General features: G+C 59.5%; 18 protein-coding genes and 1 pseudogene. 11 read left to right on the plus strand and 8 right to left on the minus strand.

Going from position 1 to position 20,612, the window contains the following annotated elements:
• The first annotated feature begins 16 nt into the window (after positions 1-16).
• Positions 17-1,735, plus strand: coding sequence for a response regulator (locus tag M9Q49_RS27695; protein ID WP_254512552.1), 1,719 nt, complete (start codon positions 17-19; stop codon positions 1,733-1,735).
• 102 nt (positions 1,736-1,837) lie between these two features.
• Positions 1,838-3,001 (plus strand): SMI1/KNR4 family protein, encoded by a 1,164-nt coding sequence (locus M9Q49_RS27700; RefSeq protein ID WP_254512553.1) that lies wholly within the window; start codon positions 1,838-1,840, stop codon positions 2,999-3,001.
• 267 nt (positions 3,002-3,268) lie between these two features.
• Here M9Q49_RS27700 and M9Q49_RS27705 read toward each other — a convergent pair whose 3' ends face one another.
• Positions 3,269-4,303, minus strand: a complete 1,035-nt coding sequence (locus M9Q49_RS27705; RefSeq protein WP_254512554.1) for a hypothetical protein — start codon at positions 4,301-4,303, stop codon at positions 3,269-3,271.
• A 778-nt stretch (positions 4,304-5,081) separates the two neighbouring features.
• Here M9Q49_RS27705 and M9Q49_RS27710 point away from each other — a divergent pair.
• Positions 5,082-5,708 carry a hypothetical protein gene (locus M9Q49_RS27710; RefSeq protein WP_254512555.1) on the plus strand — a complete coding sequence of 209 codons (627 nt, stop codon included), beginning with the start codon at positions 5,082-5,084 and terminating at the stop codon, positions 5,706-5,708.
• Positions 5,709-5,711: 3 nt separating this feature from the next.
• Here the strand turns inward: M9Q49_RS27710 and M9Q49_RS27715 are convergent, their stop codons facing one another.
• On the minus strand, positions 5,712-7,874 hold the full coding sequence (locus tag M9Q49_RS27715; RefSeq protein ID WP_254512556.1) for a HEAT repeat domain-containing protein: 2,163 nt from the start codon (positions 7,872-7,874) through the stop codon (positions 5,712-5,714).
• 181 nt (positions 7,875-8,055) lie between these two features.
• Positions 8,056-8,880 (minus strand): annotated as a pseudogene (locus tag M9Q49_RS36230) (DUF7133 domain-containing protein); the annotation flags it as partial.
• Between the two features lie 234 nt (positions 8,881-9,114).
• Here M9Q49_RS36230 and M9Q49_RS27725 point away from each other — a divergent pair.
• Entirely contained in the window at positions 9,115-9,600 is a 486-nt protein-coding gene (locus M9Q49_RS27725) for a PA2169 family four-helix-bundle protein (RefSeq protein ID WP_254512558.1), read from the plus strand.
• A gap of 160 nt (positions 9,601-9,760) precedes the next feature.
• On the opposite strand, the gene M9Q49_RS27730 is transcribed toward M9Q49_RS27725, so the two are convergent.
• Positions 9,761-10,495 (minus strand): SDR family oxidoreductase, encoded by a 735-nt coding sequence (locus M9Q49_RS27730; RefSeq protein WP_254512559.1) that lies wholly within the window; start codon positions 10,493-10,495, stop codon positions 9,761-9,763.
• A 121-nt stretch (positions 10,496-10,616) separates the two neighbouring features.
• On the opposite strand from M9Q49_RS27730, the gene M9Q49_RS27735 reads away from it, so the two are divergent.
• Both M9Q49_RS27735 and M9Q49_RS27740 read left to right on the plus strand, forming a co-directional pair.
• A complete protein-coding gene (locus M9Q49_RS27735; protein WP_254512560.1) occupies positions 10,617-11,369 on the plus strand; it encodes an SDR family oxidoreductase in 753 nt (250 codons plus the stop codon).
• Positions 11,370-11,423: 54 nt separating this feature from the next.
• Positions 11,424-11,606, plus strand: a complete 183-nt coding sequence (locus tag M9Q49_RS27740; RefSeq protein ID WP_254512561.1) for a hypothetical protein — start codon at positions 11,424-11,426, stop codon at positions 11,604-11,606.
• On the opposite strand, the gene M9Q49_RS27745 is transcribed toward M9Q49_RS27740, so the two are convergent.
• The 3 genes from M9Q49_RS27745 to M9Q49_RS27755 form a co-directional block, all read right to left on the minus strand.
• The gene (locus M9Q49_RS27745) at positions 11,603-12,091 is read right to left on the minus strand and encodes a 6-pyruvoyl trahydropterin synthase family protein (protein ID WP_254512562.1); all 489 of its coding nucleotides are present in this window, start codon (positions 12,089-12,091) and stop codon (positions 11,603-11,605) included. The two genes, M9Q49_RS27740 and M9Q49_RS27745, sit on opposite strands and share 4 nt — an antisense overlap.
• 135 nt (positions 12,092-12,226) lie before the next feature.
• A complete protein-coding gene (gene corA / locus M9Q49_RS27750) occupies positions 12,227-13,381 on the minus strand; it encodes a magnesium/cobalt transporter CorA (protein ID WP_254512563.1) in 1,155 nt (384 codons plus the stop codon).
• Between the two features lie 24 nt (positions 13,382-13,405).
• On the minus strand, positions 13,406-14,770 hold the full coding sequence (locus M9Q49_RS27755) for a mechanosensitive ion channel family protein (RefSeq protein WP_254512564.1): 1,365 nt from the start codon (positions 14,768-14,770) through the stop codon (positions 13,406-13,408).
• Positions 14,771-15,090: 320 nt separating this feature from the next.
• Here M9Q49_RS27755 and M9Q49_RS27760 point away from each other — a divergent pair, with 320 nt between their 5' ends.
• Positions 15,091-18,087 carry a calcium-binding protein gene (locus M9Q49_RS27760; RefSeq protein ID WP_254512565.1) on the plus strand — a complete coding sequence of 999 codons (2,997 nt, stop codon included), beginning with the start codon at positions 15,091-15,093 and terminating at the stop codon, positions 18,085-18,087.
• Positions 18,088-18,324: 237 nt separating this feature from the next.
• Positions 18,325-19,308: a DUF3592 domain-containing protein gene (locus M9Q49_RS27765; protein ID WP_254512566.1), complete on the plus strand. Its 984-nt coding sequence runs from the start codon at positions 18,325-18,327 to the stop codon at positions 19,306-19,308.
• Here the strand turns inward: M9Q49_RS27765 and M9Q49_RS27770 are convergent.
• A complete protein-coding gene (locus M9Q49_RS27770) occupies positions 19,274-19,576 on the minus strand; it encodes a hypothetical protein (protein ID WP_254512567.1) in 303 nt (100 codons plus the stop codon). The two genes, M9Q49_RS27765 and M9Q49_RS27770, sit on opposite strands and share 35 nt — an antisense overlap.
• A 102-nt stretch (positions 19,577-19,678) precedes the next feature.
• Here M9Q49_RS27770 and M9Q49_RS27775 point away from each other — a divergent pair, with 102 nt between their 5' ends.
• The 3 genes from M9Q49_RS27775 (at position 19,679) to M9Q49_RS27785 (ending at position 20,609) form a co-directional block, all read left to right on the plus strand.
• The gene (locus tag M9Q49_RS27775) at positions 19,679-19,867 is read left to right on the plus strand and encodes a hypothetical protein (RefSeq protein WP_254512568.1); all 189 of its coding nucleotides are present in this window, start codon (positions 19,679-19,681) and stop codon (positions 19,865-19,867) included.
• 126 nt (positions 19,868-19,993) lie between these two features.
• Positions 19,994-20,203 (plus strand): hypothetical protein, encoded by a 210-nt coding sequence (locus M9Q49_RS27780; RefSeq protein ID WP_254512569.1) that lies wholly within the window; start codon positions 19,994-19,996, stop codon positions 20,201-20,203.
• A gap of 148 nt (positions 20,204-20,351) precedes the next feature.
• The gene (locus tag M9Q49_RS27785; RefSeq protein WP_254512570.1) at positions 20,352-20,609 is read left to right on the plus strand and encodes a hypothetical protein; all 258 of its coding nucleotides are present in this window, start codon (positions 20,352-20,354) and stop codon (positions 20,607-20,609) included.
• The last annotated feature ends 3 nt before the right edge of the window (positions 20,610-20,612 follow it).

Below are 20,612 nucleotides of genomic sequence, written 5' to 3' on the forward strand. Positions count from 1 at the left end.
TGTTCAGGAGAGGTGCGTGGGCGACAGGCAGAAACTGCTGTTTGTAGCAGGCGAGGGAGATCAGCTCCCACCTTCTATCGCCTCGGCGTGTGATATCGTCGAGGTGCATAATCCACTTCGCGCCTTGGCCCGCGTCGGCCGCGAAGAGTTCGACGGCATTTACGTTGCCGCCAAGCACTTCACCGAAGCCCTCCGCCTCGGCCGGCTGCTCGAAAACGACCGCATCCTCGAGGGAATGCCCGACGCGATGGCGCTCCTCGATAGCGAGTGCATCATTCTGTGGGCCAACGAACGGCTCCGTCACTGGGCCAACCGCGGCAACATCGTCGGCGAGCATTTTTTCGCCGCTCTGGGAAATCCCGAGATCGTCGGCACCGAAGCTTCGCCGCTGCGGGCCGCTCTCCGGTCGAGTCACCCGGTCAGTTCGTTGCTGCGGACCGTCGACAACCGTTACTTCCACCTGCATGCATCGCCGATCGTCGATCCCGAAGAAAAAACCAAGAACCTGGTCGTCACCGTTCGCGATGTAACGATCGAAACGCAGCAACGGCACAAGCTGTCGGCCATTCAAGACGCCGGCCGCACGCTGGCCGATCTCAAGCCGGACGAAATCTTCGAGATGTCGGTCGAAGAGCGGGTCGAGCTCCTCAAATCGAATATTCTCCACTGCATCAAGGACCTGCTGAAGTTCGACGTCGTCGAAATTCGCCTGGTCGATCACAAGACGAAGCAACTCGTGCCACTGCTCGAAGTCGGCATGGACCCCGAAGCCGCTCAGCGCGAGCTCTTCGTCAGCAAAGAAAAGAACGGCGTGACCGGCTTCGTCGCCGCCACCGGCAAGAGCTATCTCTGCGAAGACACTGCCAACGATCCGCTCTACCTGCAGGGTGTGCAAGGAGCCAAGAGCTCCCTCACTGTACCGCTGAAGATGCACAGCGTGGTCATCGGCACGTTTAACGTCGAGAGTCCGCAGCCGCGAGCTTTCACCGACAGCGACCTGCAGTTCCTCGAGATTTTCTGTCGCGACGTCGCCATGTCGCTGAACACGCTCGACCTGCTCGTCGCTCAGCGGGCCAACGCGGCTCAAGAGAGCGTCGAACAGATTCACCGTGAAGTAGCCCTCCCCATCGATGCGATTCTCAACGATGCCACGATGGTCGCTCAGCTCTACAAGGGCGCCGACGTCGCCTGCGGCGATCGGTTGAACGACATCGTCAATCGCGCTCGCGAAATCAAAGCCGTCATTCAGCAAGTCGGCCGCAAAATGGCCCCCGCCGAAGCGATTCCCGCCTCGGTCGTGCCGCAGGACGATCGGCCGAAACTGCGTGGCCGTCGCGTACTGGTCGTCGATAGCGAACCCGCTGTTCGTACCAGCGCTCACTGCATGCTCGAAAAATATGGCTGCGTCGTCGAAACCGCCCAGCGCGGCGACGAAGCCGAATCGCTCTATCAGCACAGCCTGCGCGACTCGCGCTACGACGTGGTCCTCACGGGCATCAAGCTGCCCGACATGACCGGCTACGAGCTGATGATGAAGCTCAAGACCATGATTTCCCCCGTGCCGCTCATTCTGATGAGCGAATTCGGTTGGGACGCCGGCCACACCCTCGTCAAAGCCCGCCAGGCCGGTCTGCACAGTCGCGGCTATCTCATCAAGCCGTTCATTCTCAAGCAACTGCTCGACACGGTCGAAACGATCATCGACTGGTCGAACGAACCGGGCACGCAGGCTTAGCGCTATCCGATGTTTCAGCAGCGCGTCACGGACCGAACACCGCGCGCCGTCGCTGAATCTTGGCAGCGAATCGAGCGTTGGCTGAAACAACACGCACCTGAAGTGCTCCCTAATCTTCGTCCCGGCGCAACGGCCGAGCAGATTGCCACCTTCGAGCGCGCGATGGACTTGACCTTGCCCGTCGTGGTGCGTGAATCCTGGCTGATCCACGATGGCCAAGACGAGTTTTCTTATCCCGGCGCGATTGTTGGCGAACCGTTGTCTTCGCTCTCGAAAATGCGGCACATCCTGAGCATCAATCGCGAGCTGGCGCGCGAGATCGAGCAGGGGGATGCAGCCTGCGAGTTCGCTTCGTACTGCAGTTCGCAGCCGCCCGATGCAATCCGTCAGCAGTCTTTCAACGCTGGTTGGCTCCCGCTCGGTGATTGGGATGGCAATAGCTACGGCATCGATTTCGATCCGGGGCCGAACGGGGTTGTGGGGCAGGTGATTAACTTCGGCCGCAACGAAGAAGCCAAGTATGTGCTCGCACTCAGTTGGGCGCACTTTCTGGAAGACGTCGCCGATGAGTTGGAGAGCGGCGTGCTCGTGATCGAGCGTGATGCCGGAGGAGACGTGGTTAGCTTCGGCCGGCCCGGCCATGACGACCAAGCGATGTTTCGTTTCTATCGTGAGTGGTCGCAAGCCAAGTTGCCTGCTTCCTTCCAGAATGTCGAACCGGTGATCAAGCTGCCTGCTTTCCCAGGAGAACTGATCACAGGTTTGCTCGCAGACGAAGCTCGACAACTGGTCGCGGACTTTTTGCGCGAGATGCATGAGTGCGAGCAATTTTGGTTGGAAGTGCGACCGCTGGCTGAACTTGGGTATGCGAAGATTATCCAATCGCCGTCGGGCCATCAGATCGAGGGCCTGCCAACGGCCACCACTCGAGCTTCGATTCGAGAGTTGCAGTTGCAAAGACATCGCCAGGACGGCGTGAGCTCGTATCAGCAAATCGTGAAGAAGTATGCCACGGACCGCCGGCGTGCAAAGGAGGACTGCTTTATCCAGCAAGTTCCTCCTTATTACAGCCCAGCGGAGAATCAGCTTGGCGATGTGCGTGAGTTGCATGGCATGCTCTATGTGTATGCTCAATCGAACTCGGGCGTGACGAAGCGTTTTCAGCTACTGAGTATCAACGGTTCGTGGAAAATCGACCTGCTGGAGAAATCGGCCGACCAGGTGCAGTTTGAAAAAGTCTCGCTCTACTTCGGGACCTACGCGTGACCAAACCTCGCCCCATCGTCGTCGATCACTCCGTGATCGATGGCTCGAGGTGAACGCGCAACATTCCCAGGAATGAGCTCCGCGAAATTCCGGCTTTGGCGCGCGATCGTGGAAGTGGAGTCGTATCGAGGAAGCGCAGTCGCGGAACAACACAACCGCCGACTCCCCTCGCCGAACTTGCTGGAATTTCGCTGACGCTTATTCCAGCGAGCCACTGCCTGCGACCGCCACCATCGAATACGGAGTATTCGACGACAATGAACACAATCACGAGCCACGAGGCCGATTCGCCCAGCGGAATTCGCCGGTGCCGGGCGGTTCGTCGTCCGGTACATGCTGAACCGGCACGCAATAACCCCGAACCAGCGCGCTGACCGGGGCCGGTGGCCGCTGGCGACTCCCCTCTGCCGGCGGAGCTTTATATAACAGGTGATCTGTTTTTGTTTTCGATGTAACCGCTGGTTGCTGATTGTCTTGCGACGTTTTTCCTTCGTTCTTGCATAACACTTTATTGCACTCTGCGGAGGACCTCTTCAGCTTTGAGTCCTCGACGACTGTCGACTTCTGGTTCGAACTCTCCTCTTCCACCACAGCCGTCACGCACGCGAGCAGCGGCGCGTTCGTCGGCATCTCATCCGCCAGCGTCTCTTCCGCCACTGCCGCCACCGCCTTCACTTCGGCATTCCGTTTCTCGGCTTCTTGCTGCCACATGCCGGGCACGCCTTCATCGCCGGGAGTGTCGAAGTCGCCGCTCATCACCTTGCGTTTCACGCCGCGGTAAAGCTCTTCGTCGACCATCTTCGGCGGCTCTGGCACGCGGCCTTTGCTCGACACATCGACGTTGCCGCGCAGATCAAAACCCTCAAACTGCACAATCTTGTCCGCGGCGAGCAGCCCAACCTTGAACAGCCGATCATCGCCGTCGCGCACCTCCACCGTCCGCTCCTCAACTTCCTCGCCCTTCACTTTTCGCACCTTCACTTTGTGCTTCGTCTGCTTCGACGACTGCCACGCGACCACGGCTTGCTGATGCCAAAACGCGAGCCGATCGCGATGATCGCGTGCCGCCACCCGCAACTGCTCCTCGCGCGAAAACTGCTCCATGCCCGGCGGCGCGGGGAGCGCCCGCCACTTCCGCACCCGCCTGACGATCGCACTGACGCGCGGCTGCTTGATGCCATGCTCGGCCGCCACCGCCGACTGCAACCGCTGCTCGATGACCACGGCTTGATAAATCTGCCGATCGCGCTGCGACACCCGCATCTCAATCGACCGCAACGGATTCTTCGACTTGGCAGGCATGAGATGACTCCTGAAAAAAGGAAGTGAAAACGAAAGCCAACATGCAATCACACAACACCAAAACGCTGCACGCCACATCGCACGTGCGCAGCACGCTTCGCTCCCTCGCCCCGCCTCGGGGAGAGGGCCGGGGTGAGGGGTTAGCAGCGCTATCGACTTAATCTCAACAGTCCTATCAGCCGCCGGGCGCTAGCCCCCGGCTCTTACCTTCACTCGCAGAAGAAGCCGGGGGCTAGCGCCCGGCGGCTGATGGGACGACCTGAATTTTCGCGACACAGTGGACGGTTGTCAACTAAATAACTCAATAAATACGCCTCCATTGAGAACTAACTCACGATGTATCTCCTGAGAAACTTGGCAAAACTATCTGCCAAATAGAGACACGCTAAGCTTCCGGCCCCTCACCCCAACCCTCTCCCCGGAGTACCGAGGCGAGGGAGTGAGAAGAGCACTATGTAGTCGTTTTCTCCGAAAACGATGGGTTGAGGCCGACCTGAAGCGTGCCGAGGAACGAGCCCCGCGAAGTTCCGGATTTGGCGAGTGACGGTAACGCGGCGTTGCCTTTTGAAAGCGGACCACTTCGCCGCCACCCTAGCGCGCCGAACTTGCTGGAATATCGCTAACGCTTATTCCAGCAGCAGTCGGCATTCGACCGCCACCACCGAATATGGAATATTCGGCGACATAACGGAGAATTCGACGACATAGTTGACGCTGACTGTTGCCAGCGACGATGATTGGCTTTCCCGCCAAATCATTTCTCTCCTGAGGTGCCTCGATGAAAATTGCTGCTGGTCTGTTTGCGTCTCTCCTGTTGATGATCGTTGCGACTGCCGTTGCTGAAGACACCGCCAAGCCAGGCGCTTCGCTCAATGGCTTTCGGTTTGAATTCCCCTGCCGCGACCCGATGCCGGAAAACCCGAAGGAAGGGGCCGATGGCGTGTCAGGGCTGGTGAAGGGTGATCCAAACACGACCGACAACTTCACGGTCGAGAAGGATTTCGGCGGCGAGAAGGGGAAGAAGTACGCGGTGACGCTGCGCTTCCGCGGCGTGGTCGAGCCGATGATGTATAAGAACGGCAAGCAGGTTGGCGACTACTTCTACATCGGCGGCGAGAAGAACAACGGCACGTACAACATCTATCAGATCAAGGTGTCGTCGCCCGAGTCGCACTACTTTCTCAATCGGCAAGATGCGGTAGGACACAAGATCTTCACGATCGATTACACGCAAACGATCGAAATCGACGGCGGCGCGAAGATCACTTTGCACGGCGACGGCCAGAACGGCCGGATGATCACGAACTTCAAGAAGCTCGTCGTGCCGGATGTCGCCCCCGCGCCGAAACCGTACAACGGCCAGTTTATCCAGGTGGATGTGGTCGAAGTGAAAGAAGTGAAGTAGGTCTTACTTCAGCATCTGCAGATAGGCAATCAAATCGGCCAGCTGTTGCTTGCTCATCGTGCTCTCAAGGCCGGTGGGCATGATCGAGAGCGGACTCGGTTTCATCTCTTCGACATTGCCGCGCACGATGCGGTGTTCATTCTGATCTGCCGTTCGCAAGATGACCGCGTCGGCAGTTTCGCGCGTGATTAAGCCCGTAAGGCTTCTGCCGTCGGTGAGAAGCAACGCTTGCGATTCAAAGCCGCGGGCCAGCGATGAGCTAGGGAAGATCACGGCTTCGAGCAGATCGCGTTGATTTCGCCGCTGACCGATGGTGGATAAGTCGGGCCCGACACGGCCGCCCTCGTTGCCAACGCGATGACAGAGAAAGCAACCGGCGGCGCGATTGAAAAAGACTTGCTTGCCGGAGTTGGCATTGCCGGGCGGCAGTTCGCTGAGCAGAGTTTCGAGACGCGTGCGCTGGGCGCGGTTGGCCATTTCGAGTTGATCAAAGATGGGCTTTAGCGCCGCCTTCGTGCTCGGCGGATAGTGGGCCGCGAGCGCTTCGAGTTGCGGCAGCGCTATCGCCGCAGCGCCTGGCGCTGCGAGGAGCGCAGCGGCCGAAGGATTGCCGATCGCTTCGTTGCCGGGGCGTTCGAACGCGGCGAGCAGCGGGCCGATTTCAAGCGGTCCGGCCGTGGCGAGCGATTTAGTGAGCGTGATTTGCTGGTCTGAAGTCAGGTTCGCTGCCCCGAGCGAACGGGCCGCGAGAATCCGCAGGGCCGGGGCTCTATCGGCAGCGAGTTGCTTCTCCAGCCAGGCAAATTCAGCGGCTTCCAGCGAAGTGCCGGCGCTGATCGGCGCGACGGCGGCGAGGCGAACTTCGGCGGGTCGCTGTTCATCGTTTGCGATCGCTCGCAGCTCACTGAGGAATGAACGCGACGTGGCTCCGGCTGCAGAGATGGCCGCGAGGAGCACTGAAGGCTCTTTATTTTCGAGACTTCGCAACATGGCCGAGCGTAGTTCCGCTGGAACAGCTGTGAGGCGACTTTGCGCGATTGCTTCGAGTAGCAATCGCTGCACGGCTGACGGAGTCTTTTCATTCTGCAATTGCTCGGCGAGCAACTTCTGCACGGCGGGCTGATTCGCAAACGAGACGAGCGCGCTACTGATGAGCGTTTGCTGCGCTTCATCGAGCTTCGGCTGCTTCAACAGTTTGCTGACGGATTCCACCAGTTCTGCGGTCCAACCGGGATGACGGCTGAGCACGTCGAGCGCGGCAGCTTGCAAGGCCAGGTTACTTGTGGCGAGCAACGCAGCGACTTCTTCGCGCTTCAAGTCGCTCGACGGCATTTGATCGAGGGCGATGAGTCCAGCGCGCTGCACATCAGCGTTTTCCTGCTTGAGTGCCGTTCGCGTTTCTGTCGGATCATCGATTTCGATCAGTGCGTAGATGAGCGCATGCTCCAGCGAACGATCGAAGGACGGACCATTGGTTCGTCCTACGGGCTGCAAAGCGGCGAGGATCTCTGGCACGGCCGCGGGTTCGCCGATTTTCCCAAGGGCAGTCGCAGCAGCGAGTCGCACTTCGGCAGGCTGATCAGTGGCGAGCAATGACGTTAGCGCATCCGTAGCAGCTGCGGATTGCAGGGAACCTAAACCAAACGCGGCTAACTGCCGAACTTGCTCGTCCTCATTTTCGAGTGCGGCGATGAGCGCAGAGGCCGCTTTCTCGCTGCCGATCTTGATCAGCGTTTCCGTCGCTTGCAGCCGGCGGGTTTGATTGTCGTCAGCCAGCGCAACGGTCAGGTAAGGCACGGCGGCGTCTTTGTTGCGAACGAGCTGCGCGACTGCTCGCGCTCGGACAGCGAAGCGAGGATCGGCGAGGAGTTTGATCAGTTCTTCCGCCGTTGCACGATCCCAGGCGATCTTCATTCCCCACGGATCGGCGATTTTCTGCGCTGCCGTGCGGCGAACGCGATAAATCGCGCCGGGAACTTCCGGCTTGGCGATTTGCGACGTCGGACAGCCGCTGCGAAACCAGCCGCCGGTATCGATCACCAGCAAACTGCCGTCGGCGTCTTGCAGCACGTCGGTGGGATGAAAGTCGTTGCTGGTCGAGGTGACGAAGTCCTTCACCACCGCGCGAAACGTGCAACCCCGAAACCGCGACGTGGCCGAAGTCATGCACTGCATCGAGCAGTTCGCCAGTGCGGCGGAACTCGGTGAGCACGGCGGGTTGATCGGCCCGCGGATAAACGCCACCGTGCAACCAATGAACCAGACAATCGCCGCGCTTCGGATAGAGAATGTTCACCGTACCGAGCATTTCGCCGGTGGCGGTGAAGTCGATCTCGGTCGGATTATCCATACCGCCGCCGCAGTGCGTTTGCACGTCACTGCCATCGGGGCGACAGGAAAAAATCCGCGCGGCCTTACCTTTGCTGACGATCGCGCCGGCGGCATCCGTGATCTCATGGCCATGCCGTCCCTCGCACCAATAGATGCGTCCCTCAGGACCGAGAAAGCAGCCATGCACATCGGCGGCGTTGCCGGTGTAACCAAACTTGCTAACGATCTGCTCGCGAATATCGGCGACGTCGTCGCCGTTGGTATCGCGAAACCGCCAGATCGCTCCCGACGACGCAACATACAGCCAGCCATCGTGCCAGAGCGCTCCCTGCGGAAACGTGAGCTTGTCGGCAAAGACCGTTCGCTTGTCGAACACGCCATCGGCATTCGTATCGGTCAACAACACGATGCTGTTCGGCAGTTCCTGTTCGAGTTCCTCACGCTTCAGATTGCGACCGGCATTTTCGGCCACGAACAATCGGCCTCGATCGTCGAAGCCGGCCATGATGGGATGCTCGACGAGAGGCGACTCGGCGGCGAGGGTGACTTCGAAACCATCGGGGACGGTGATGGCCTCTACGCGTGGATCGATGTTTACCTCTGTCAAAAGACCTGGGGACCATCTAGTTCTCGTCGCTTCTGCGTCGAGCTTTTCGACCAATTGCTGAACCTCCTCTTCCAGCCTCACCCGCCAGCCATACCAGGCGCTGAAAATCGCACAGGCCGTTATCAACAGCAAAAGTGATCTCAGACCAAATTGGATGCGCGCCCGCCGATAGTGGTCGGGCGGGGCCGGGATTGGCTGGTTCATCTTTGAACGCTCTGATTTCTCGGCGAACATTTTCCAGCGACCGAACCGGAGTTCGGCCTTCTGCGTGCAGCCGGTTGAATTTTACAGATGCGATAAGCGTAGGCTTTTTCAGCGATTTTCGTCAATTCAATTCCGACAGCCGGCACGAACCGGCGCGACTGGCACGCTAGATGCTTTTGCTCTGTTCGGCGAAGTAAATCACAAGATCGCAGAGCGGACAGGCTGTCTGCCGCGACAGTTCAGACACGATTAGGAGTTTCGATCATGGCGATGACCACTAACACTCTCTGTCAGAAGTCGATTGACTGGCTGCAGAGCTTGACGCAAATCAATATCGACAGTCGCGATGGCTTTAAGGAAGCCGCTGAAAACCTCAAGGAAACTAACCCCACGCTGGCCAATCGCTTTCGCCAATGGGCGTCGAACCGCGATGGCCAAGCCAGCGAACTGCAAACCATGGTAGCCGCGAACGCCGAAACGCCGACGAAGTCGGGCAGTGTGGCCGCGGCAGCCCACCGCACCTGGATGGACATTCGCTCGGCCCTCGGCGGCGGCGAACAAGCCATTCTGGATGAGTCGGAACGGGGCGAAGATCAGATCAAAGCGAAATACGAAGAAGCGTTGAAGGATTTGGGCGGGGCGGAGCCCTGCTGTGACACTCTCCGGCGGCACCTCGCCGCAGTGCAGGTCTCTCACGACGAAGTGAAAGCCCTGCGGGATTCGCATCATCGGCCGGGCAAAGCACGTTAATCGCGCTTCAACCCGCGCCGACTAAATTTTGAAGTGATCAGGCGGCGGTCTTCTCGGTATGGCAGGTATCGGGGGGGCCGCTGTCCTGATTTCTTGACTTCGTTTTTCGCCGTCGCGTTTCGCTGCGGCAGTCGGGCCGCAGCGATGCAAGCCGCAGCGATTAAAAGTATTCGGCTACGGTTGGCTTGATGATCAGTTCGGGAACGTGTGTCCGCGGCGGCAACAAGGCCAGCGCGACGACAACGGGGCCGAAGTCTTCAGGCAGTACCATCTTCGCCCGGCGCTCGGCAGAGACTGGGCTCGGCCGATGTTCGAGAATCGGCGTGTCGACCTCACCCGGATAGATCGTGGTGATGCGCACATTGTGTGGCGCGACTTCATTGGCCACGGCGGTGCAGAGACCAGCAACGGCAAATTTCGAAGCGTTGTAAGCAATGCCACCTAGCGGAGCCGAACGTTTGCCGCTGATCGAAGAGATGTTGATGATCAAGCCATCCTTGCGATCGATCATCGCTGGCAGCCCGGCGTGCAGGCAGTTGTAAACGCCGGTGGCGTTGATGTTCATCACATCGTCCCATTGATCAGGCGTCATCGCCGACATCGAACGGGTTTTGATATTCACGCCGGCCGCATTGACCAGAATATCGATCTGGCCGAGCTGTTCCTTCGCCCACGCGAAGAGCTTGTTCACGCTCTCGCGATTGCCGACGTCGCAATCGTGCGCGAGCATCGCCGGCTGACCTTTCCACGAGGAGGCTGTTTCTTGCACGACATTCAACCGCCGGCCTGCAATGGCGACTTTAACGCCCTCTTCGGCGAAAGCTTTGGCGATGCCCCAACCGATGCCGGTGCCGCCGCCTGTGATGAGTGCTGTTTTGCCCGTGAGTCTTGCCATGAGATGCTCGTGATTTTGGATTTGCCTGGTAGGTAGATGGTCCGATATTTTAGGCGCAACCTCGCCCGTGCTAAAGTGGCTAGAATCAGCCGCAACCGAAGCTGCAACTTAAGAGAAGACCATGCCTCAGAAAATCGCCATTGTCACGGGAGCTGGATCGGGAATCGGCCGCGCGGTTGCGCTCGCGCTGCTGCGCGGCGGCTATGCGGTCGGGCTCGCAGGGCGCCGCGAAGCGAATTTGCAAGAGACGGCAACGCTGGCCGGCGAGTTTCAGGCGAACGCGCTGCCGATCGCCACCGACGTGACCGATGAAGCCGCCGTGCGGAAACTGTTCGACCAGGTCGTGGCAAAGTTTGGCCGGCTCGATGTGCTCTTCAACAACGCTGGCCAAGGCGCGCCAGCGATTCCGCTCGATGAACTCCGCTTCGACAAATGGCAACAAGTGGTGAACGTCAATCTCACCGGCGTGTTTCTCTGCACGCGCGAAGCCTTCCGGGTGATGAAAGCCCAATCGCCGCGTGGCGGCAGGATCATCAACAACGGCTCGATCTCGGCGACCACGCCGCGGCCAAACTCAGCGCCCTACACCGCGACGAAGCATGCGATCAGCGGTTTGACGAAATCGTGCGCGCTCGACGGCAGGGCGTTCGACATTGCCGTGGGACAGATCGACATCGGCAACGCCGGCACCGATCTGACCGCCCGCATGGCGGGCGGCGTGCCGCAGGCGAATGGCACCGTTGCCGCGGAGCCAACCATGGATGTCAATCACGTCGGCCAAGCCGTGCTGAACATGGCCAACCTGCCGCTCGATGCCAACGTGCTGTTCATGACCATCATGGCAACCCAAATGCCGTTTGTCGGGCGCGGCTAGTCGTCGATCGCTCCGCGATCGATGAATGGAAGCTAAACAACCACGGGCCGAGGAATGAGCGCCAGCGATATTCCGGCGCTTGGCGAACGAATGTGGAAACGGTTAACGCAGAACGTCGAGTGTTCGACAATCGCGCTGCGAAGAATACTCGCCGAAGTGTCGAAAGTCGCGGAGCTCTTTCGGCGGTCCGTGGTGGGTTCGAGTCCGTTCATCGACCGCGGAGCGGTCGACGACTAGCGAGACCACACGCCCCATTGGCCGTGGTTCTCATCAACGGCGATTTCGATGAATGTCGGTTGCCAATTTAAACGTTGTTGAAGGCGCGCGAGGAACTGCTCGCCGATCCAGCGCGCGAGCAATTCCGCCGTCGTATTCGATACGGGCAGGATCACGCAATCGCCGAGCGGGAAAATCCAACGCCGGCCGTCGGGCGTGAAAGTAACGGTCACTTCCTTCGCATCGGCCACGACGCGAATGAGCGGATGGCTGTCGGGCAAAATCATCCGATGATCGAGCTGATCGGTGATCGCTCGTAACTCGTCGCGGGCGGCAATGAAATCGACGACGTAGCTGTTTTCATCGAGGGGCCCGCCGAGTTCCATGGCGACGCGATAGTTATGGCCGTGCAGTCGCTCGCAAATGTCGCCCGCAAATGTGATGAAGTGCGCCGCGGCGAAAACGTGATGCTCTTTATCAAGGCGGATGCGAAACGTTTCGCTCATCGGTTTCTCACAGTCGCCTTTCACTCCGTGAAAGGAAGCGTCTTTTAAAGTAGGACGGACCATTGGTCCGCCTCAACAGCGGGTACCAAGCCAAACAGTTGCAGCTACAGTTCAGGAGCGGACCAATGGTCCGTCCTACGAGTGGGCTTCACTTCGTTCTGCTAGCTTCTTCTGCAACTTCGGAAAAATCCAGCCCTGTCGATAGAAGTAAATCAGCATGCCGATGGCGAGCACCACCATCACGCCGAGGCAGATCACATAGCCGTAGCGATGATGCAGCTCGGGCATGTTCAGCGGCATCTCGCCCTCTTTGTAATCGAAGTTCATGCCGTAAATGCCGGCGATGAACGTGAGCGGGATAAACATGGTGCTGATGATCGTGAGCACGCGCATCGTCTCGTTGATGCGGTTGCTGAGGGCCGACATGTAAAGGTCGCGCAGGTCAGCCGTCAGTTCGCGATAGGTTTCGACCAGGTCGACAATCTGCACGATGTGATCGTAGCAATCGCGCAGATAAACGCGGGTGTCGTCCTGGATCAAGTCGGAGGCTTCTCGGGTGATGGTGGCCACCGCTTCACGCATCGGCCAGATGGCGCGACGCAGCATCAGCAGATCGGCCTTCACGGTGTGGAGCGAATCCATCAGCGACGTATCGGGCCGTTCCAGAACTTGATCCTCGAGCGTATCGAGCCGTTCGGAATAGATTTCGAGCACCGGGTAATAGGCATCGATCGCGGCATCGATCAGCGCGTAAGCCAGATAGTCAGGGCCGCGCGAGCAGATCTTGCCGGCCTGATCGCGGATTCGCTGGCGGACGCGATCGAACGAATCGCCCGGAGGGCCGCCCTGAAACGTGAGGATGAAGTTCTTGCCGAGGAACAGATTCAGCTGTTCGGTGTGAGCCCGATCAGGGCAACTCGCCATCCGCATGACGATAAACATCAAATCGCCGTAGTCGTCGATCTTGGCCCGTTGATGCTGACTAACGACGTCTTCGAGAGCGAGGCGATGGAGATTAAACATCTCGCCCAGCCGCTCGATGGTTTTTACATCGCCAAAGCCATCGATGTTGATCCAGGTGACTTCGTGCTTATAGAGCAGCGCCGGCAGATCGTTGACATCCGGCACGTCGGTCTCGGTCACTCCCGCGTTGCCATAGGCGATGACGTGAATCGTTGGCTTGGGTTGCGACGGATCGGGCGTGATCTGGCCGGGCGAACTGCCGGGCTTGGTCCGGTTTTTGACCTTCAGTTCAGGACGCTGGGGTTTGTGTTTGCGACGAAACTTCACACGACAGTCCTGATATCAGCCAGCCTATGCCACGCGGCGGAGCTCGCGCGTGGCTTCGGGCGCGAGTCGTACTTCCAGCGGCCTCATCATATTCAGATGCACGTCGCGCTGGGGATAGGCTATCACGATTCCGGCCTCGTTGAATAGCTCGTCGATGCGGAAGCGGATGTCGCTTTCGACGCGCCCCTTCGAGGTCGATTGCAGGTGCAGCCAGAAGCTGACGCTGAAAATCAACGCGTCGTCGGCGAAGTCTTCGAACGAAACGCCCGGCGCGGGATCTTGCGCGATCGATTCATGTTCCGAGGCGGCTTGCTTCAGCAGGCGTTCGACCTCGCGGGTCGGCGAACCGTACGCCACACCCACTTTCACGCTCGTCGAGATCAAGTCGTCGCTGAGAGTCCAGTTCACCACCTGGCTCTCGAGGAACTTGCTGTTGGGGACGATGACTTCCAAATTCGCGCCGGTGGCGATGCGTGTGCTGCGAGCGCCGATCTCGGTCACCTTACCGGTGCGGCCATCGATTTCGATGGTGTCGCCGACGCGGATCGGCCGTTCGGCGATCAGGATCAGACCGCTAATGAAATTGTTGACGATGTTCTGGCTGCCGAAACCGACGCCGACCGCGAGAGCACCGCCGGCAAAGCTGAAGGCCGTGATCGGCACATTCAGGATGTTGAGTGTCAGCATGCCGAACGTGGCGAGCAGGACGTAGTAGCTGATCTTCTGCAGCGGCGCACTCGCCGTGGGCGAAAGACCGAGGCGCGACAGCAACCGCTTGCCGATCCAACGGCTGATCATGCCAGCCGCGATGTAACCAAAGCCCATCAGGAACAAACCGCCGACCAGCGTGCCAACCGTGACCAGCGCTTTGGTATCGGCGCCGCGGATGAGCACGAAGTTCCACACGGCAGCGACATGATTAAAGGCATCTTCCGCCTGGCCGAGGAATCGTTCGCGGATGACTTCCGTGCGCGTGTCCTCTTCGGGAGCGGGTGCAGTCATCGGTTGCTGTGGGCCGAATTGAGCGAGGACTTGCGGCGGCGCGTTGGGAGTCGGCGCCAAGCCTTGCGCCGTTTGCACGACCGTGCCGGGAAGGGCGGCTTGAATCGGCGCGACCGGGGCCGTCAGCGGCAATGGTTGCGGGGCAGCGGGCGACGCGGGTTGAGTCGCTTGCGGAAGGCCAGGCAACTGCAGTTGGACCTGCCGCACTTGGTCCCGTTCGCGCATCCGCTGAATCTCGGGACCTGGCGGGTAGTACGGCACCCCATCTTGGACGTTAACCGGCGGCGGGGTGAGATTTGGAACCTGAATCCCCACTTGTCCAAACGCGATCGCAGCCCCGCAGACCGTTGCTAACGCGATTGCCAGTAATGCTTTGCAAGTTTTCATGAGCGTCCTGCTCCCAGCCCTTCCGGTGCGAAATGGAAAGGGTGAAATAGCGGAAACAGGCTGGCGGAGCAAGAGAACTCAGCGGCACCGCGACACAACTGACGCGGCCGAGGGGGTAAAGTCCACTTTTTCTATGAATTTTTGGAGGTTAGCGTTGAGATTCGTTAGCACGCATGTAAACTTAGCGAAACATCGCGTTTATCCTATTTAACATTTTTGCCCTATTTGGGGCGATTGTTCTGAACATTCCGCCTGCAATCAATCGTCCGCAGGCACCTGCCCTACCACACCACGAGTTTGCCTCCTTGAAGGGGATTGTCATGAAGAATTGGGTCTCTTCCCTGGTTTCCGGTCTGGCCGCTTCGAAGACGGGTCGCTCGCGACTTCGCCAGGCCGAACGGCTCGATGGCAATCGCCGCCGCGCGGTCCTGCGGTTGGAGTTCCTGGAAGATCGGCGAAACCTCGCTGCGGGCGAAGCCTCGCTTGTCGGCAACAACCTGCTCGCCGAAGGGACCCCTGGCGACGATGTGATCATCATCAGCCCGGTGAACGGCGGGATGTACCAGGCCCGGATTAACGACGAGGTCTTCGGCCCATTCGTCGTCCCCGGCAACATTCAAGTCGTGGCCGATGCCGGCAGCGACATCATTGTCATTACCAACTCGACTCTGCCGACCATTCTCGATGGCGGGGCCGACAACGACTTCATCTTCGGTAGCGCGGGCGACGACACGATCATCGGCGGACTCGGCAACGACATGATCAATGCCGGCGATGGGAACAACACCGTTTGGGGCGATCAGCAGAATCAGCAAGCGGCAGTGGCTGGCGGCAATGACATCATCAGCACGCTCGGCGGCAACGACATTGTGTATGGCGGCGGCGGAAACGATCAACTCGCACTGGGCGCGGGCAACGACTACGCCTACGGCGGCGAAGGCGATGATTTGATCGGCGCCGAATCCGGCAACGATCGGATCTACGGTGGCGGGGGGAACGACGTGATCTCGGGCGACGCCGGCGATGACTTGCTGGTGGGGAACGACGGCAACGATCAACTGCAAGGCCGAACTGGCCGCGATGTGCTCATCGGCGGCAATGGCAACGACCGGATCAACGGTGACGAAGACAACGATCTGGTGATGGGCCGCGGCACGACGAACGAAGCGAGCACAACTGCCGGCGATGCCAACGATCTGGCTCTTTCCGCCGCGCTGAATACTTGGGTCACAACCACGCCGGCCGGATTGCTCACACCGGTGCTCGCAGCGACCGATGGCGGTGGCGACACCATCTCTGGCTACACCGGCTCTGATCGCTTCTACGCTGACCAACTCGATGCTCTGGGCGACTTCAATCTGCCGAGCATGGGAGTCGACACGCTGGAAGTGTTTGCCGGCAGCGCTGCTTTGCCTGCCAACTCGCCAGTCGCACCTGGCACGGCTGCACTGGTGGCCAATGACCTCGTCATCCAAGGCACGAACGATGGCGATCGCATTATCGTCAATGCGATAGGAACTGCTTTCTTCAACATCACCCTCAACAACTCGGTGTTTGGACCATTCAATGTGCCGGGCATCATCATCATCAATGGTGGTGACGGTGACGACTTCATCGAAGTTCGCGATACCCTGCTCAGCGTCACGGTCAATGGCGAAGCCGGCAACGACTACATCTCGACTAGCAGCGGCAACGACACGATCACGGGCGGCGCTGGCGACGATCAAATCAACGCTGGTCCGGGCAACAACACCGTGTGGGGCGACAACTTCAACGAACAAGCACTGCCCGCAGGTGGCAACGACAAGATCAGCACGCTCGGCGGCAACGATGTCGTTTATGGCGGCGGCGGCAACGATGAGATCGCTCTCGGCGCTGGCAACGACTATGCCTTCGGCGGCGCTGGTAACGACCTCATCGCCGGCGAAGACGGCATCGATACGATCTACGGCGGCGATGGCAACGACGTGATTTCGGGCGACGCCGGCGCGGATCTGGTGGTCGGCAATGCCGGCAATGACATTCTCTACGGTCGCACCGGCCGCGATGTGGTCATCGGCAGCGGCGGCGCCGACATCATCGACGGCAGCGAAGACAACGATGTGGTGATCGGCCGCGGCTTGACCACCGACGTCAGCACGACGTTTGGCGATGCCAATGATTTGTCGAACTTCAATCTGCTGCAAGCCTGGGTCAACACGGGCACGCTCGGCTTGTTCCTGGGAGTGCTCGGCCCCGACGATGCCGCGGTTGACACGCTGTATGGCTTCACCGGCGACGACGACTTCTACGCCGATCTGTTTGATATTCGGCCCGACTTTGCCGGGAACTACATGGGGAACGACACGCTGGAAGTGTTTGCCGGTAGCGCTGCCTTGCCGCCGAACTCGGTGGTGCCGCCAGGCGCTGCGGCCCTCGTCGGCAACAACCTAGTCGTGCAAGGGACCATCAACGGCGACAACGTCGTGGTCGCGCCAGCCGGTCCGAACTCGCTCAAGGTCTCGATCAACGGTTTGTTCTTCGGCGGCTTTGTGATTCCTGCCGGCGGCACGGTGATCATCAACGGCGATGCCGGCGATGACTCGCTGCAAATCGTCAACACCACGCAATCGGCCACCATCGACGGCGGCGCTGGTCAGGACTACATCTCGGGCAGCCTGGGCGACGACACGCTCATCGGCGGCACTGGAGCGGATCAGATCAACGGCTCGGGCGGTAACAACACGGTCTATGGCGACACCATCGCCGGAGAAACGGCCCTTGATGGCGACGACGTCCTCAGCACGCTCGGCGGCAACGACATTGTGTATGGCGGCGGAGGCAACGATCAGATTTCGCTCGGCGACGGCAACGACTACGCCAATGGCGGATCGGGCAACGATGTGCTGCAAGGCAGCGATGGCAACGATCGCCTGTACGGCGGCACGGGGAACGACAATCTCTCCGGCGGCGATGGCGATGACTTGCTCGTCGGCAACGCCGGCAACGATCAACTCGTCGGCGGCAGTGGCCGTGATGTGCTGATCGGTGGCGCGGGTGCCGATACGCTCAGCGGCGGCAATGACGACGACGCCCTGATCGCTCGCGGCACCACCAACGAAGGAAGCTTAACGGCCAACGATGCCAACGACACCGCGCTGCAAGCCTTGGTTGCACAGTGGGTCGCCACGACGCCGGCTGGTCTGTTCTCGCCAGTCCTCCTCGCCAACGATGGCGTGAAGGACTTCCTGCTCGGTGGCAGTGGCGCTGACGACTTCTACCGCGACGTCAACGACAGCGTGACTGACTTCCAAGCGAACATCGACCAGAATATCTAGTCGAGCGAGCGACGAGTGGCGCTGAGCCTTTTAGTGGCGCAGCGCCCAGCTGGAAAGCTGGTATGAAAAGTAGCTGAATTCGCCAGAATTCAGATGGCGACATCCAAGTAGCTGGTCTGAATTCTGGCGAATTCAGCTACTTAGCAACTCCCGCCTGAGCCCATCATTTTGCAGGATTAAGCCCGTCAACTATAATTACGGGTCTGTAATTAATGATCATGCTTTTGCGGGATTTTTATGCCTATCGAAGTGGCCTGTCGCTGTGGCCAGCGATTTCGTGCCGATGAACGCCACATTGGCCAGCAAGCCAAGTGCAGCGGCTGCGGCAACATTCTGACGATTCAAGCCGCACCCGCCGCATCGACGCCCCCAGCTGCTCCCGCCGCTAAGCCGCAGCAGATTGTCGTGGCCTGTCAGTGCGGCGCCCGCTTCGCCGCGCGGCCCGAGCTGGCCGGCAAGACGGTCGCTTGTCCGCAGTGCAAACAACCACTCACCATCGGCGCTGCAGGGCCGAAAACGCCGTCAGCCCAGCCGGCTCGCCCGCAACCTGCTCCGCAACCCGTCGCTCCCCAACCAGCGCCGCTCGGCGACTCGCTGTGGGATGATCTGCCTGCCGCCGGTGGTTCGCTAGGTCCCGCCGTTTCTTTACCACCAACGAATCCGCTCGGCGCCTCGGCCAGCCCGAGTTATAGCGGCGGTCGCCGTCACATCGGCATCGACCTGATGGCAGGCCGACCGATGAAAGAAGTCATCGCAGGAGTGATTCTTTCGATTCTCGCGCTGTTTGCGGGTATTGGTTTGTGGATCGCACTTTCCCAAGTCGATGCCGAGCGCGGCGATTCCAGCAAGTGGCCCAGCACAACAGGCACGATCAAATCGGCACAAGTTGTCGAAGATGGTTTGTACCGTGGCCGGCAAAAGTATCGCGCAAAGATTGAATACACCTACGAGGTCAACGGCGTGCCGCACACGAGCGATCGTTTGCAACTGGGAAATTCGCCCACCGGCCGAAGCTTCACGGCCGATATGGCCGTCAGCAAATATGCCCCTGGTTCGACGCATCCCGTTTACTACAAGCCGACCGAACCAAGCATGGCCGTACTCGAGGCCGGTAAGGACTTCGGCTACTACATCATTCCGTTGGCAGCCCTCGTGCTTGGACTGATCGGCGTGGTCGGTCTCGGCGTTACTGCTGCATCGCTGGTTTATCGGATGACTTAGCCTCAGGAATCGGCCCGGCAATCGAGTGGTGCGAAGCATCGGAATAAAAGCCGGCTTCGATCGAGTAATGCGGATCGCGCGATTCCCAGTAGCGGACGTGCGCGTCGAGCGTGAGTTCCGCGAGGATCCTCTCTTTCGCCAGCGGCAGCTTGAACACCACCGCATAGGGACAAGTGCTCCCGGCCGGCTCTTCGATGTGCGAGACCACATTCCCGCGGGCAATTTCCAGGTCGTAAATCGGCTGCAGATCGGCGCTCAGGGTCGTCATCGCATTCTCCTCGGTCGATCTGAAACCAGGCTTTTGGCGTGCAGCTTGCATTGGAGGTTGGCATCCTCGCGAATGCTTCAACCTCTTTCCAGGAATTTGATCATGACACGCAAATCACTGAATGCCAAACCTGCCACCAACGACTCGCTGAAACGTGGCGCCCCGCCCAACGAGCAGGACGAAAAACGCCGCCTCGGCAACTTCTCCAGTGCCGGCGAGCATCCCCGCCAAGGTGGCCGCTCGACGGGCATCGTGGGCCAGACCAAGCAGAAGAACAAGACCGATAAATAGTGGGCGGAATATCTCGCGGCAGAAAAAATTCTGCCCGTTTGTCGAAAAATCGGCTCCGTCGTTCGTTTGTATTCATGAAGACACAAGTTTCCTGAATGCCAACGAACGACCTTGAGGAGCCGAGTCATGCGTGCCAAATTTTCCCGCCAGATCTGGGCTTTCGACACCAACTACACCCGCGTCGAAGCCCTCGACCCCGCCGGCCAACCGCTGGGCTACGTCTACTTCGTGCCGCGCACGCATCGCCGCCATTCGGAGCCGCAAGCCTCCCTGTTCAGTTTCGTCGCCGCTTGCGTCGGCTTCGCTTGGCTCGGTGCGGCCCTGGGCAGTCGCTAAGAGAGTGAACTCGGGCGTGATCCGTACCGTAAAAAGATCGGCGTTGCGATTGCTAATCCAGCCTATGTTTATCCGGGATGGGTTGCCCTAATATTGCAGGAAATGCGTTTCGAAGTTCCGCAGAGAAACGATTCGATTGCCATTCACCATGAAACGAGAGTCCCGCGGACCGCTGATCCTCGCCGTCGCGATGTTGTGTCTGCCGCCGTTGTATTTGGGAAGTTACTTCGCGCTGGTCGATCCTGCTCCCAGTGGCGAAACCGTTCGTTTTCTGCCGCCGCAAAACAATTACCGCTGCAATCAGAACGCGGCTCTAATCTTTTGGCCGTTAGAACAAATTGATCGCAAGTTACGGCCTGATTACTGGTTTTGGGAAGAGAAGCTGTCAATCGATTTCGACGATTAACCT

Source organism: Anatilimnocola floriformis (genome assembly GCF_024256385.1).
In the GTDB taxonomy this organism is placed as follows: Bacteria; Planctomycetota; Planctomycetia; order Pirellulales; family Pirellulaceae; genus Anatilimnocola; species Anatilimnocola floriformis.